The following is a 15,214-nucleotide window of genomic DNA, read 5'->3' as shown; positions in this document are numbered from 1 at the left end:
GATCTTGCTTATTTAATCAACTATGTTTTAAATTAAAAAGAAGAGATTTTAATTTAGCATTAGCGATGACAATAATTTTACGCATTAAAGCGGTAAGAGCGACCATTTTCTTTTTACCATTGTTAATGAGTCGCTCATAAAAGAGTCTTAAACCAGAAGTCTTGCTATTACGGGCTGACATAGCAGCAAGGAATAGTATAGCTTGACTCCTGCTCTACACCATGTCCTACCTTTCTATATCCTTGATATTTACCACTATCATTAGCTTTTGGAGCAAGCCCTGCAAGAGAAGCAATCTGCCGTCTTGTTAACTTCCCTAACTCCGGTAATAATATTAATAACTCAAAAGCAACTATATTACCAATGCCATTTATCTCTTTCAATATCTCATGCTTTGCTTTTAACAGCTGATCTGATGATATAATCACTTCTACCTGATTAGTAATCTCTGTAATTTGATTACTTAAAACATCTATCATATTTATACAGCTATTTTTAACAAACTTATCTGTATTTGCTTGTTGTAATCTATTCTTTTCGGCAACTAACATTTGCTTTAAATCATTCCGTCTTTGTACTAACCGAAATAATTGTATATTTTGTTTTGATTCAGGCTTAAATACTTCAAGCTTATCTGCTCGCTCCTTACCATATAATCCTAATGCTTTAGCATCTAACTTATCTGTTTTTGCACTATTACCATATGATCTGATAAAATTCTTTACCTTTCTTGCATCTGCTCTATGTACTACATAACCTCTTTCACATAAGCTATACAATAACTCTAGTTCATATCCGCCTGTTGTTTCAACTACAGTTAGAGAGTTTGCTAAAATATCCTTATTATCATTAATAAATTCAAATATACCGAAACTTGTATTCTCATATTCTTTTGTATCTTTTATGCCCTCTATTCCTACTACAAAATTATATTTTCCTATATCAATTCCTATATGTTTGTGATATTTTATCATATGTACCTCGAGATTTTATATTGTTTAGGATTGTAATCGGGCGTGCTTATCGCATCCCTTCCAACTATTCAAACTTCTCGAGAGTCGGGCTATAGTACCTTGATGACTCCGGTCGTATAAAACCTACTATACCGTGACGGTCGCTTATGCCCGCTTAATACCCTATATCATTATATAGGGTATTAACACTCTCTTATAAATGTTTATATTACATTTATAACTTATATTATATCACTTTCTTTTCTTACAATACCGTGGCTTGCTAACTAGATCCAGAAAATAATAAATAATACTAATTTTATTAGTATTTTTAACTGGCTCTAGTTCATAAATCACGGGATGACAGGGGAAAATGATCCACGCAGGCAATGCCTTGCGAGGAGCGAAACTTTTCTGTAATCCAGAAAAAAAAATAATAAAAAATGTTAATTTATAGTATTTTTTTACTAGATTGCTTCGTCGCTATGCTCCTCGCAATGACAGAAAAATAAGGCTATTTAATATTATGTAGGTTGGTAATAAATAAGATGGATAAGTGCGGAGATAAGAAAAGTTTTTGAAAAGCAAACAATTAGTTAAAGATAGTGACAGTAAATATTTGGACTGAAGTAATTACTATTAAAGTAATGTACTTAAATTTAGTCTTTAAGGAGGTAATCCAGCCGCAGGTTCCCCTACGGCTACCTTGTTACGACTTCACCCCAGTCGCTAATTTTACCGTGGTTGGCTGCCTCTTGCGTTAGCTCACCACCTTCAGGTAAAACCAACTCCCATGGCGTGACGGGCAGTGTGTACAAGGCCCGAGAACGTATTCACCGCGGCATGCTGATCCGCGATTACTAGCGATTCCAACTTCATGCTCTCGAGTTGCAGAGAACAATCCGAACTGAGATGTCTTTTAGGGATTTGCTCCACGTCGCCGTCTTGCTTCCCTCTGTAAACACCATTGTAGCACGCGTGTAGCCCAACCCGTAAGGGCCATGATGACTTGACGTCGTCCCCACCTTCCTCCGGCTTATCACCGGCAGTTTTCTTATAGTTCCCGGCATTACCCGCTGGCAAATAAGAATGAGGGTTGCGCTCGTTGCGGGACTTAACCCAACATCTCACGACACGAGCTGACGACAGCCATGCAACACCTGTGTGTGGTCCAGCCGAACTGAAGGAAAGCATCTCTGCGATCCGCGACCACCATGTCAAGGGTTGGTAAGGTTTTTCGCGTAACATCGAATTAAACCGCATGCTCCACCGCTTGTGCGAGCCCCCGTCAATTCCTTTGAGTTTTAATCTTGCGACCGTACTCCCCAGGCGGAGTGCTTAATGCGTTAGCTGCGAAACCGAGAGAAAATCTCCCAATATCTAGCACTCATCGTTTACGGCGTGGACTACCAGGGTATCTAATCCTGTTTGCTCCCCACGCTTTCGTGCATCAGCGTCAGTTGTAGCCCAGATGACCGCCTTCGCCACCGGTGTTCCTCCTAATATCTAAGAATTTCACCTCTACACTAGGAATTCCATCATCCCCTACTACACTCTAGATTAGTAGTTTTGAAAGCAATTCCGAGGTTAAGCCCCGGGCTTTCACTTCCAACTTACTAAACCGCCTACGCACTCTTTACGCCCAGTAATTCCGAACAACGCTAGCCCCCTCCGTCTTACCGCGGCTGCTGGCACGGAGTTAGCCGGGGCTTTTTCTGCAAGTAACGTCATTATCTTCCTTGCTAAAAGAGCTTTACAACCCTAGGGCCTTCATCACTCACTCGGTATTGCTGGATCAGGCTTTCGCCCATTGTCCAATATTCCCCACTGCTGCCTCCCGTAGGAGTCTGGGCCGTGTCTCAGTCCCAGTGTGGCTGATCATCCTCTCAGACCAGCTACAGATCGTAGGCTTGGTGAGCCATTACCTCACCAACTACCTAATCTGACGCGGGCTCATCCATCAGCGATAAATCTTTCCTCCGTAGAGAATATACGGTATTAGCTTTTATTTCTAAAAGTTATTCCGTACTGATGGGCAGATTCCCACGTGTTACTCACCCGTCTGCCACTAACTAATTGGAGCAAGCCCCAATTAGTCCGTTCGACTTGCATGTGTTAAGCATACCGATAGCGTTCGTTCTGAGCCAGGATCAAACTCTCAAGTTTGATTCTGTCAGTTTTACTTTAAAAAATTGACAGGTTTAATTATCACTTTTGTGATATGTACATGTTTACTGTCACTATCTATATCTAATTATTTACTTTTAAAAACAGCTGCGATTTTTTTCATTTGTCGCTCTCGATAGGTGTAGTTATAAGCAATATAATCGAACCTGTCAACTACAATTTTGAAATTATTTTTATTTTTATTTTATACCTTATTACTACCCAGTATAAATATTTAATTTCAAAAGCCTTAAGAGCTGATTTTTAAAGGTTTTTTATCTTTAATTACGTATTAAAATTTATTTTAAAAATTATAATCATTTTGCTTTAATTATAACAAAACTCAAAAATTCACAGGATATAATTATCTTTCATTTACTTTATTGCCACGTTTTACAGTTGATTCTTTTAATCTCTCTACATGACTTTTTTTATCTGTCATTTTTTTCTTTTCTTGCCTTTGGACAGCATGCTCATCAAGTTTCTTTTGACAATAATTTTTTAATGAAGATATACCTAAAGCATCTGACATTTTTACAATAAGGCTATATATTTTATCTTTAAATGGCAATTTAGAATCTTTCATAACTTCTTGACGATCTTGGGAAGCTTCACTTTTTAAGTATTGATCTACTCTATTATGAGCAGCTAATTTATTTTCTTTAAAGCAATTTGCTAATTGCGTTTGAACTTTTTTTAGCTCTTCTGCATGATTAGGATTTTGTAAATTTGCATTATCTATAATATCTATTAAAGGTTTAATAGAATTTTGTTGCATCTTTTTTGCTTCTTTCTGTGCTTTTATTTCGGATTCAAAGCCTATTGCCATACGTCCTATTAACCCTTTCGATATAGGTACAGACTCTTTAGAAGCTTCTTGCATCTTTTTTGCTTCTTGTGCTTTTTTTATTTCAGACTCAAAACCTACTGCCATGCGTCCCTTTAGCCCCGATATAGGGGGTGCTTCTTGTACTTTTTTTGCTTCTTTCTGTGTTTTTATTTTGAATTCAAAGTCTTTAGACATATACTAACTTATTTATGTTAAAAAATTATATAATACTTAATAAAGTATAAATATAAAATCTTAACCTAAGCTAATAAATATTAATTTTTTGACAATTATTTTAAATGATTGTTGTAAATAAAATTATTTATTCAGTAAATCCTCTAATAGTTTTTCCGATGGAATGCAGCCATTTAGTAACAATTCGGAACTATTTAAAATCCTATAATCAAATGCTTCAAACTTTCCGCCGAGATGCTTTGCTAAAAAACGCTCTGCTATATAATGATATGATATTTTACTATACGGGTCACAAAAACTATGACCTTCATTTTTATATAAAGCATAAATAACGGGAATATTATATTTACTCATTGCCTCAACCATTTTATCTGACTCGGATTGTTTCACTACCGAATCTTTTGCACCTTGAATTATAAGCAATGGTTTCGTTATGTTATTAGCATAAGTTATAGGGGATTGCTTTATTAATTTCTCTCTTTGCTTTCTCGTCTTATAAGATCCTATTTTTATTTCTAGTGGATTTTTTTTTAAATTATAATCTTTGGGAAAATTTTTTAAATCTGCTATTAGATCTGGAGGACCAGCGACATCTATACCGCAAGCAAAAAGCTCAGGCGTGAAGGTTAAACCTGCAAGAACTGCATACCCTCCGTAACTTGATCCCATAATAGCAATTCTTTTAGGATCGGCTATTTTATTTTTGATAGCCCAGTTGACTGCATCAACTAAATCATCTTGCATTTTTCCACCCCATTCTCTGTTTCCGGCATTTTGGAAACTTTTACCAAAGCCTGTTGATCCTCGAAAATTAACACTTAAGACCACATAACCACGACTAGCAAGCCATTGGTGTTCTTTATTCATTCCCCATCTATCTCTACGATTTGGTCCTCCATGAACTAAAAGAACTAAAGGCAAAGGCTTATTTGGATATATTTTGTTAGATAGTTCTATATTATTAGGTAAAGTAATATAGCTAACTAAATCTAAACCGTCCCTAGATTTAATAATTACTGGGTTCATAGGAGCAAAAGAATATTTTTCTAATTCAGATTTACTACTAAATAAAAGTTTAATTTCCTTATTTTCTCTATTATATTTATAGTACCTAAAAGGTTTAACATCATTATCAAAACCAACAATCCAAATCTTATCATCTAAGCCACGATGCATAATATACATATTACCTAAGTTAAGTCTTTTAAGGTATTCAACATCCTCTTTAATAGAAGCGTCCAATATCTTATACGTGACTTTATCATATTCAGTTACTACTGCTTGGATTTCTTTAGTAGTGGGATGTATAGCTAGAATATTAATATCTGCTTTAGCATCTTCAGCTAATAATTTCATTTTTCCATTATTTAAATTTAATAATTTAAGAGTAACTGTTCCTTTACTACACCCATCAAGTAAATAAATATTATTTCCGCTAGCATCAAAGCCATGAAAACCAGTATAAGCAATATCTTCTGGAGTTAATTTCATTAAGAATACCCATTTATTATTTTTAAACTGAAAGTATTCTTCTTCACCTTTGTTATTTTTATATATTCCAACACGGATATTAAGGTCATTATCAATAAGAAAACCTACAAATTTATTATTCTTCATTATAAGCTTTTTGGTATAATCAAGAAGATTTAACTCATATATATCAAAATATTGCTGCTCTTTAGACTTCAAACCAATTAATATTTTATGGGATTTATTTATTCTTTTAGCAAAAAATTTAACTTTAATCTCACTTTCAGGGGTTAGCAACGTTGTTTGTTTTGTTTCTAAATCATATATGTATAGTTGATTACTTTTTTGATTATCCTTACTTTGCAAATAAAGAATATGCCTATTATCATAAGCCCACATATAATCATATAGACCTTGTTTCAAATCAAATGAAGCTATAACATTTTTTGGATTTTCACTATTTACAATTAATAAGCCCCCTCCTTTATTATATTCTCCAAAATAACTAATATATTTTCCGTCTGGACTAAAACCCAGCTTAAATTGATTAGGCGGTGAAAATAAAGCAGCTACAGGAATTATATCATGGTTAAGTTCGTTATTTGCATAAATATTAAAGTTTAATAATATAAGTGTAGATATAATGAAAACTATTTTTACTATCATAGCTTTAGTCTATTTTAAATTTATAGTTGCTTTATTACAACAGATATAAAAATGTTGTGATTGTGATTATATTTTAAAAATATTTAGCTTACAATTATAATTGCAAAAATAATTAGACTTTTGCAATTACTAATAATTAAAATAATATAGAGGTTTATTATGAGTAAAGATAAAAGCGATAATTCTGGTCCTAGTAATTTTATAAGTGATTTTATTTCATCTATTGGTAGAGCTGTATGTGAAAGTACTAAAGAATCATACGGAGATAAGTGTCCTCATGATGTAAATGTTGGGGGAAATGTTTATAATCCCGGCGGCGAACCAGAATCAAATGTTAGAGGTACTGAATATTAATTCAAAATTCCTAAAAATTTATAATTATAAGCTTCTTAAAATTTTTAGAAAGCCTAACTAATTACACCTATTTCATGACGTTTTACCTTGAGCTTAAGCTCCTCAAGGTTAAATCTAATATCAATCACAGCTCCACCTGTCTCTCTATTTGCAATATCTAAAACACCGCAATGTTCTTCGACTATTCTTTTAACTATAGCAAGCCCTACTCCCATACCTTTACTTCTAGTGGTTACATAGCTTTCAGTAGCCTTACCTATTAGCTCAGGCGGGAACCCTCTGCCGTTATCTAGGACTGTAATATTGATAAATTGCTCACTCGTATTTATATTAACTTTTATTGCTGCTTGATTACTTCCCTCTAATGATTCTTCAGCATTTTTAAGCAAATTTATCATCACTTGATTTATTTGAGTAGTATCACACGTAAAATCAAATTGATCGATATTAGTTTCAAAACTATATAAAATATTATTATTAAGTAATTTACGTGCTTCTACAATATTATTAATTACATAAATCAAATCACAATTGGTAAATTTAGGGGCAGGAAGACGAGCAAAAAGAACAAATTCAGATACAATATTTTTAATATCATTAGTATGGCGAATAATCATTTTTAAATAATTCTCAAACTCTGCCCTTTCTTTAATTTCAGGACTAAATTTTTTAAGTAATCGCTCGGAAGCAAGCAAAATAGGTGTTAACGGATTTTTAATTTCATGTGCTACTTTTTTCGCTACATCCGACCAAGCTAATGCCCGTTGTGCTATCACTAAATCCCTTTGTTGGCGTGAAAGCTGCTTAATCATTCTATTAAATGCAGCATAAAGCGTTCCTATTTCGTCTTTATCTACTTCATTCTCTGGAACTTGCACTGTTAGATCACCGCTTTTTACTTTATCGGTTGCAATAACTAACTTCTTAATGGGATTTACTATCTTAGCAGTAACTATAACACCAAAACTTATCGCTATTAAAAGAAGTAATAAGGCTATAAAGATAAAAATAATTGAGAATTTTATTTGTATATTTCCTATCTGGTTTTTAAGACGGTGATACTCTGCTGCCGCTCCATTAGTTGCATCTATATGATCAATAATTTTATTATCAATTGACCTACCCACTAGTAAATATACATCATTATATTCTTTTAACTTAATCAACATTCTTATTTTAGTTGGATCAGATTTTACTTCTACCGGCTCACACGAATCTGCCTTTTTAATTAGATGGGCAGGAATAGTTGCAAATGACAGAGAAAAACTTAAATAGCTATTAGCAATTATTGTATTAGTCGACTTATTTAACACTATTGCTTCATCAAGCGATCTCATTTCTGCTTCGGTGTTTAATGTTTTAGTAAATAAAGCAGGATTATGAATTAAATCGTAATACATATCACTTAAATCCTCAGCAACAGCAAGTGCTGTCTCTCGTAATAGCACTTTATGTTCAGCAATATAAGAATCAGCAACCATTATAGATTGATCAAGTACAACAGAAATTTTTCGATCAAACCAAGCCTGAATACTAAGGTTTAAAAAATAAGCAGAAGATATTGAAACGATTATAGTGGGAATAGCAGCAGCTAGACTAAACGCAACTACTATACGATTTTGTAACTTAGAAGTATTTTGATCGCTATTTTTAAAGAAAAAACTTTGGAAAAATTTGCGAGTTAATAATATGCCAAGAACTAAGAAAATTATTAAATCAATTAATAAAAACCAAATCACTTTACTAGAATTAACTGCACCATTTTTTGTGCCGATAGATATTGTGTAATAAGTGAAATAAGAGAAAATAATAGCTATTGCGACTAAAATACCTATAAATCTTTTACTATAGAGATATTTAAATAAAAATATTTTTAATTTCGGCATCTTGCTATCTTAAAATCTTAATTCGTTTGTTATTTTAACGTGTTGCATGGCTCGTAAATCGTCATTGCGAGCGACCAAAGGAAGCGTGGCAATCTCATGAAGTAGAACTCCTAAGATTGCCACGTCGAGGCTTCGCCTCTTCCTCGCAATGACGACTCTCCATCCACGCAAGCAAGCCTCACACGGGAATAACATTGACTATAATAACAAAAAAAGCTAGAAATACCACTATTTCTAGCTTTTATGCTTTCTAATAAATGAAGATGGTAATTTAATTAAATTCAAGCAGCATCTGACCTTTGACCACATTATCCTTTTCACTTACGAAAATTTTAGCTATTTTCCCGTCACGTTCGGCTAAGATGATATTTTCCATTTTCATAGCGGTTAAGATCATAATTTCCTGCCCTATTGTTACTTCTTGTCCTTCTTTCACTTTAATTGATGCAATTTGACCGTTAAGAGGAGCTTGCAGTTCAGAATTTTCTTCTGTTACTACTTTCGAAACCATTAACCCTTCAAGTTCTGAAATACGAGGGGAGCGAACAAAGGCTTTTACGCTAATACCAGCATGTGATAGTAAATAACCAGTTCTGATATTTTCAATTTTAATATTTGTCTTTTTGCCATTAATTATGGCTACAAAAAGCTCATTACCTAAATTCCAGTTACTACGAATATATATTCGGTCACTTTCATGGCGTATATTATAGCCATTTTCAACAGGCGTAATTAGAACGGGGAATAATTTATCGTCAATCGTTACCACCCATCTAGTACCGATTTTATTAGCTTGGTTATTGATATTTCCAGAAATTAAAGAAGCACGTCTTTGCTCAGATATATAAATAAAAATAGCGGTTGCTAAAAATACTCCTGTTACTTCTGATGTTAGACTTGCACCGGAAAACCCATCTGGATATTCTTCTTGAATAAAGGCAGTAGAAATATCACCGCTAACAAAACGAGGATGTAGCATTACTGCTTCTAAGAAGCTGATATTATGAGAAATACCATTAATAATGTAAGAACTTAAAGCAGAACGCATTACCTCAATTGCCTGCTCTCTTGTTTCGCCGTAAGTACATAATTTTGCGATCATCGAATCGTAGAACATGCTAACTTCACCGCCAAGTCCAATACCGGTATCTATACGAATATTCGGGCTTTTTACAGGTTCAGAATATGCCGTAATTCTACCACTAGAAGGCAGGAAACCACGACTTGGATTTTCAGCACAAATTCGTGACTCAAACGCCCAACCTTTTAATTTTACATCATCTTGGGTAAATGATAATTTTTTACCGGCAGCGATTTTTATCATTTCCTCAACGATATCTATACCGGTTATTAATTCGGTAACAGGGTGTTCTACCTGCAATCTCGTATTCATTTCTAAGAAATAGAAATTTTTCTCACTATCTACTATAAACTCAACAGTACCTGCAGAGTAATATCCAACCTTTTTGGATAAAGATATTACTTGCCTATACATTTCCTGCCTTATTTCTTCGGTAATGAATGAGCTTGGAGCCTCTTCAATTACTTTTTGATGGTGACGCTGTATTGAACATTCACGTTCCCCAAGGCATACGCTATTGCCATACTGATCAGCAAGCAGTTGAATTTCGATATGACGAGGTCTTTGGATCAATTTTTCAATAAATAATCTATCATCACTAAAACTATTACCGGCTTCAAGCTTTGCAGATTCAAAAGCATTTGCCATTTCGGAAGGGTTATTTACCATCCTCATACCACGCCCGCCGCCACCGGCAGCTGCTTTGACAATCACCGGAAAGCCTATTTCTTTTGCGATATCTATTGCTTGTTTAACATCATTTATAGTTCCCATATAACCGGGAACAGTGCTAACTCCTGCTTCTATTGCTATCTTTTTTGCTTCAATTTTATCGCCCATTTTCTTTATAGTAGCAGCATTAGGACCTATTAAAACTACTCCCTCTCTTTTAAGAACATTGGCAAAATTAGGGTTTTCAGATAAAAAGCCATAGCCTGGATGCACGGCATTTGCACCGCTTTCACGAATTGCCGAAACAAGATTTTTAATAGATAAATAGCTCTCTGTTGCAGGTGAATCACCTATATAATAAGCTTCATCTGCATGCTGAACATACATCGAGTTTGTATCGGCTTCAGAATATACGGCAACCGACCCTATACCCATTTTCTTTAAAGTACGGATTATCCTAACAGCAATTTCGCTACGATTAGCGATTAAAATTTTATCAAATAAAGGTTTGGTCATAGAATTTTGATTAAAATAGTTATTTAATTATCCACCAATATGTGGCTCAGCATAAATTGTTTCACCTGTAAGAGACAAAGCACATGTACTTGTTATACCATCATAGGACTCAACAGGTATAGGAGGTGGTGCTTCTTCTGGGGCTGCATGTTTGCATTTAATAGGACCTATAGGTCTATTTTTGTTATGCTGAGCATAACGAATATAAAATTTCTCCAGAGCTTCTTTATTTATAGGAGTCGCAGCATATATAAGCATAGATGGAGTAGCTGGGGTTACAGGAGTTATCGGTTCATTCTGATTATCATACTTATCTCTTACGATTCTAACTACCGAATAAAGGTTTTCTGTTGCTTTACCACTTTGATTTATTACTGAGTTATTATTTTCACCAATTAAAGATTCTATGCTTGCATATCCTGGCTCTTCTGACTGCATAATATTTAAAGGAGGTAGTGGAGTTTTTGCTTTCATTTTAGTTTCCGATTATATTATGTTCTTGAATTTGTATTTTACTTTTATGTCATTCCCGCAGAGGCGGGAATCCATCATAAAGCAAGATAACCTACGCTTTTTGCTTTGTATTTTTTATTACTGGATCCCGTGGTCAAGCCACGGGATGACAGCTATAACGGCAAATTATCATGTTTCTTCCAAGGCAATTCTACCTTTTTAGTGCGTAAGAAATTCAGGGCTTTACATATTCGCCATCTTGTATTTTGTGGTCTTATTATATCATCTAAATAGCCTCTAGATGCTGCAACAAAAGGCGATGTTACTACTTTTTTATATTCATCGATTTTTTGTTTTTTAGCCTCCGGATCTTTGCATTCTTCCCTAAATATTATTTCAGCGGCTCCCTCTGCCCCCATCACTGCAATTTCGGAATTAAACCAAGCATAATTTATATCACCTCTAAGATGCTTAGAGTTCATCACTATATAAGCTCCGCCGTAAGCTTTGCGAGTAATCACGGTAATTTTCGGCACTGTTGCTTCTGCGTAAGCATATAAAAGCTTAGCACCATGCTTGATAATACCATCATGCTCTTGAGAAGTACCTGGCAAGAATCCCGGCACGTCAACAAGACTTACTATAGGAATATTGAAAGCATCACAAAATCTAATGAATCTTGCTGCCTTTCTTGAAGCATTAATATCTAAACACCCTGCTAAATGCAATGGTTGATTTGCAACAAACCCTACTGGATAACCTTCCATATAGCCAAAACCAATGATGATATTCTTAGCAAAATCTGGTTGTAATTCAAAAAACTCTCCCTCATCTACAATACGCTCGACAAGCTCTTTCATATCATAAGGTTTATTGGGAGTATTAGGGATTAGAGTACTTAGAGACATATCAACCCTATCAGCAGGATCAACAGTAGGACGAATAGGAAGAGGACTACGATTAGATGATGGCAGAAAATTAAAGAACCTACGAATTTCTAGTAATGCTTCTATGTCATTATTAAATGCAAGATCAGCCACACCGCTTTTGGTAGTGTGCATACGTGCACCGCCAAGTTTCTCTTGGCTTACTTCCTCGCCAGTAACGGTCTTTACTACATCAGGACCGGTTACAAACATATAGGAAGTATTTTTAACCATGAATATAAAATCGGTTAAAGCAGGCGAATAAACAGCACCACCGGCACAAGGACCCATAATTAAAGTAATCTGAGGAATAACACCTGAAGCTAAAACATTACGCTGGAATAGTTCACCATATCCAGCAAGAGCGTCCACACCCTCTTGAATTCTTGCACCACCCGAATCATTAATGCCGATTACGGGAGCACCAGTTGCTATAGCTTGATCTAAAATATCGCAAATCTTTTTAGCATGATACTCACCAAGTGAACCGCCAAGCACTGTAAAATCTTGGCTATAAATAAAAACTAATCTACCATTTATTGTGCCATGACCTGTTACAACACCATCACCTAAAAACTTCTTATCATCCATCCCGAAATTTTCACATCTATGAGCTACAAACATTCCTGTTTCGGTGAAACTATTAGGATCTAATAATACCTCTATTCGTTCACGTGCTGTTAACTTACCTTTCTTATGCTGGGTATTAATTCTATCTTCACCACCCCCTTGCCTCGCAATATTTTTTTTCTCGTCAAGTAACTCCGCAGAGATTATATTACTTTGATTCATAGATATTTATAATTTTATTTTTCAAAATATCCGTAGTATAATATAATAATGTTAGCGTGAAAAGATAATTATTTATGTCATCTACCAAAGATAGCAAAGAACAAACTATAAAAACTAAAATAAAGCCTAATTTTAGCAATTTATCATCTGCTTTAAAAAAGAATTTACAGAGACGAAAGAAAGCTAAGGAAGAAAAACCTAACAATTAAATATTTTAAAAAGGCAAAATATGAATTTATATACATTAATGATTAAAATTGGTAATTTTTTCTCTTTATTTATTCCTGAACAAAATATAGAAAAATCTAGTAATGATATTCCGGCTAATAGAGAAGCCACCCGTGATTATTATGAAGATTTAGGCAACCCTTATTAAAAGGACTAAATATAATTTAAGTTGACGCTATCTCAAGCTTAAAGTAATAATAAAAAACAAATATTATTGAAGAAAATATAAATTATATTACTATTCGAAATCAAACCTTATCTGAACTACAAGAAAAGATAAAAAATTATACAGATTCTAAAGGAAAGAAAATTTCTTTGGCGGATGAATTAATAAAATCAAGACTTCTAGAAGCTGAGAATGAATAATATAATTTATGTCATCTACCAAAGATAGCAAAGAACAAACTATAAAAACTAAAATAAAGCCTAATTTCAGCAATTTATCATCTGCTCTAAAAAAGAATTTACAGAGACGAAAGAAAATTCAAAAAGAAAAAGATGGAAAGATGTAACCTCTTATAAAAATATTTCAAAAGTTAAGATTTCTTTACCTTTGATAAATAATTTAGCTTGTAATATATTAAAATAAAGTATAATAATGCACAGCAAATTACTAATGAGGAGGAAACGAATATGATTATAACGCATGAACTAATAAACAGAATAGCAACACAACAAGTTACAAAAGATGATGTCGTAACACTAAAAAGTGCTTTTGGTAACGATATCCCTGGACGCAAAGCTTTTCTTGCCTCATTAGATGAAATTTTAACAGATCAGGATCTACATGCATTAAACTCCGCAGTAATGAAGCATGCTACCATTTTAAGTGACGCACCAAATCTTTTATGTAGGACGCAAGAAGAGAAAGTTTTTGCTGACTTACTAATAATGGAAGCTAAACGTAGTGGTATGCAAATAAAATTTGACGATAATAATAATGCACAACCTCTAAAGCCTCAAGATATTCCTGACGCTATTTTAGCTCATTATAATACATTACAAAAACATTTCTATAATGATACTAAGGTAAGAGAGAATAATAAATCTAATTATGATATCAATAGTTTAGTATCTCAAAGCATAAATTTTCTTTTATACCCTACTCTTTTAAGAGATACAAAAACTTACCAAGATTGGAGCGATGAGACTAAAATGAGTACTGAAATAGCATTGCAAGATATGAAAGGTCAGTATATTAAGAAGTTAAGTGACTCTAATATTGCACAACATGCAATTAATCACAAGCAAGTAAAATTTAACTCAGATCCACAAAAAAATATATCTTCAGATGATAAAGTTAATAATATTATTACTATTTACGGTAATAATTTAGGTATAACTACGGAAAAAATAGTATTAAGTGCCATAGAACAATATGAAAATAAAAACAAATTAAATTTAGATAATTCAACTAAAACAAACGCAACGAAAATATTAACCAATCAACTAAATGATAGTTTACTCAATAAGCTAGAGAAGAATTTTTATCCGACATTAGTTATAAACAGCAAAAAAATAGTAGATATAATTACTAAAGGATTGGAAAAAATTAAAATAAATAAGCTTAATATATTTAACAAATTCAAAAATTTTAATGAAGAAAATTTATTGACAATAATTAACAAAGTGCCGGAAAAAATAGGAATCGCTAAAAATAAATCTAATATAAATAGAAAGCCACAAATATCGCCAGTAATTAAGGGTGATGTAGATGAAATTTTAAATAAATTGTCTAAAATGCCAAATTTATCAGAAAAAGAAAAAATGTTATTACAAAAACCTACTAATATAACAAATAAACCAAAATCACAAAAAAGCCGTACAATTTGACATGTTAATATAAATTGCATAATATATTTGACAATAATTCAAACCTAGGGTAATGATTAAAATCATGTATCCTATATCATCCCGTGGCTTGGGAACTAGATCCAGCATAAAGCGAGATAAATCGAGCTTTTTATATCTGTATTTTTATTACTGGATCTAGTTCCCAAGCCACGAGATGACACATCGGACGCATT

Annotated in this window: 13 protein-coding genes and 1 rRNA gene; 5 read left to right on the top strand and 9 right to left on the bottom strand. The window is 33.5% G+C overall.

Features of this window, described 5'->3' with window-relative positions; translation table 11 throughout:
* Positions 1-16: 16 nt before the first annotated feature.
* The 5 genes from RBE_RS09105 to RBE_RS02450 all read right to left on the bottom strand — a co-directional run bounded on the left by RBE_RS09105 (position 17) and on the right by RBE_RS02450 (position 6,279).
* Positions 17-181 (bottom strand): hypothetical protein, encoded by a 165-nt coding sequence (locus RBE_RS09105; protein WP_011476965.1) that lies wholly within the window; start codon positions 179-181, stop codon positions 17-19.
* The gene (locus RBE_RS02465; RefSeq protein WP_011476976.1) at positions 168-974 is read right to left on the bottom strand and encodes an IS110 family transposase; all 807 of its coding nucleotides are present in this window, start codon (positions 972-974) and stop codon (positions 168-170) included. The genes RBE_RS09105 and RBE_RS02465 overlap by 14 nt, the downstream gene beginning before the upstream one ends.
* Before the next feature lie 646 nt (positions 975-1,620).
* Positions 1,621-3,119 (bottom strand): 16S ribosomal RNA (locus tag RBE_RS02460).
* A 364-nt stretch (positions 3,120-3,483) separates the two neighbouring features.
* The gene (locus tag RBE_RS02455; RefSeq protein ID WP_011477146.1) at positions 3,484-4,143 is read right to left on the bottom strand and encodes a hypothetical protein; all 660 of its coding nucleotides are present in this window, start codon (positions 4,141-4,143) and stop codon (positions 3,484-3,486) included.
* Positions 4,144-4,266: 123 nt separating this feature from the next.
* Positions 4,267-6,279 (bottom strand): alpha/beta hydrolase family protein, encoded by a 2,013-nt coding sequence (locus RBE_RS02450; protein WP_011477145.1) that lies wholly within the window; start codon positions 6,277-6,279, stop codon positions 4,267-4,269.
* 159 nt (positions 6,280-6,438) lie between these two features.
* Between RBE_RS02450 and RBE_RS02445 the strand changes: the two genes are divergently transcribed.
* Positions 6,439-6,633, top strand: coding sequence for a hypothetical protein (locus RBE_RS02445; RefSeq protein ID WP_012152019.1), 195 nt, complete (start codon positions 6,439-6,441; stop codon positions 6,631-6,633).
* Positions 6,634-6,686: 53 nt separating this feature from the next.
* Here RBE_RS02445 and RBE_RS02440 read toward each other — a convergent pair whose 3' ends face one another.
* The 4 genes from RBE_RS02440 to RBE_RS02425 all read right to left on the bottom strand — a co-directional run bounded on the left by RBE_RS02440 (position 6,687) and on the right by RBE_RS02425 (position 12,959).
* A complete protein-coding gene (locus RBE_RS02440) occupies positions 6,687-8,519 on the bottom strand; it encodes a sensor histidine kinase NtrY-like (protein ID WP_011477144.1) in 1,833 nt (610 codons plus the stop codon).
* Positions 8,520-8,790: 271 nt separating this feature from the next.
* Positions 8,791-10,788: an acetyl-CoA carboxylase biotin carboxylase subunit gene (locus RBE_RS02435; RefSeq protein ID WP_011477143.1), complete on the bottom strand. Its 1,998-nt coding sequence runs from the start codon at positions 10,786-10,788 to the stop codon at positions 8,791-8,793.
* A gap of 27 nt (positions 10,789-10,815) precedes the next feature.
* Complete coding sequence (locus RBE_RS02430; RefSeq protein WP_011477142.1) at positions 10,816-11,262, bottom strand: hypothetical protein; 447 nt, start codon at positions 11,260-11,262, stop codon at positions 10,816-10,818.
* Between the two features lie 152 nt (positions 11,263-11,414).
* Positions 11,415-12,959 carry an acyl-CoA carboxylase subunit beta gene (locus RBE_RS02425; protein WP_011477141.1) on the bottom strand — a complete coding sequence of 515 codons (1,545 nt, stop codon included), beginning with the start codon at positions 12,957-12,959 and terminating at the stop codon, positions 11,415-11,417.
* A 74-nt stretch (positions 12,960-13,033) separates the two neighbouring features.
* Between RBE_RS02425 and RBE_RS09455 the strand changes: the two genes are divergently transcribed.
* The 4 genes from RBE_RS09455 (at position 13,034) to RBE_RS02420 (ending at position 15,020) form a co-directional block, all read left to right on the top strand.
* Positions 13,034-13,168, top strand: coding sequence for a hypothetical protein (locus RBE_RS09455; RefSeq protein WP_012152023.1), 135 nt, complete (start codon positions 13,034-13,036; stop codon positions 13,166-13,168).
* A 20-nt stretch (positions 13,169-13,188) separates the two neighbouring features.
* Positions 13,189-13,335: a hypothetical protein gene (locus RBE_RS08855; RefSeq protein WP_012152024.1), complete on the top strand. Its 147-nt coding sequence runs from the start codon at positions 13,189-13,191 to the stop codon at positions 13,333-13,335.
* 226 nt (positions 13,336-13,561) lie between these two features.
* The gene (locus tag RBE_RS08850; RefSeq protein ID WP_012152025.1) at positions 13,562-13,699 is read left to right on the top strand and encodes a hypothetical protein; all 138 of its coding nucleotides are present in this window, start codon (positions 13,562-13,564) and stop codon (positions 13,697-13,699) included.
* Positions 13,700-13,820: 121 nt separating this feature from the next.
* Positions 13,821-15,020 carry a DUF5410 family protein gene (locus tag RBE_RS02420; protein ID WP_011477140.1) on the top strand — a complete coding sequence of 400 codons (1,200 nt, stop codon included), beginning with the start codon at positions 13,821-13,823 and terminating at the stop codon, positions 15,018-15,020.
* Positions 15,021-15,214: the final 194 nt, after the last annotated feature.

The sequence above is a fragment of the Rickettsia bellii RML369-C genome, assembly GCF_000012385.1.
Classification (GTDB): Bacteria; Pseudomonadota; Alphaproteobacteria; order Rickettsiales; family Rickettsiaceae; genus Rickettsia; species Rickettsia bellii.
Note: the sequence above shows the minus strand (reverse complement) of the source record. Positions and strands in the feature narration are given on the sequence as shown.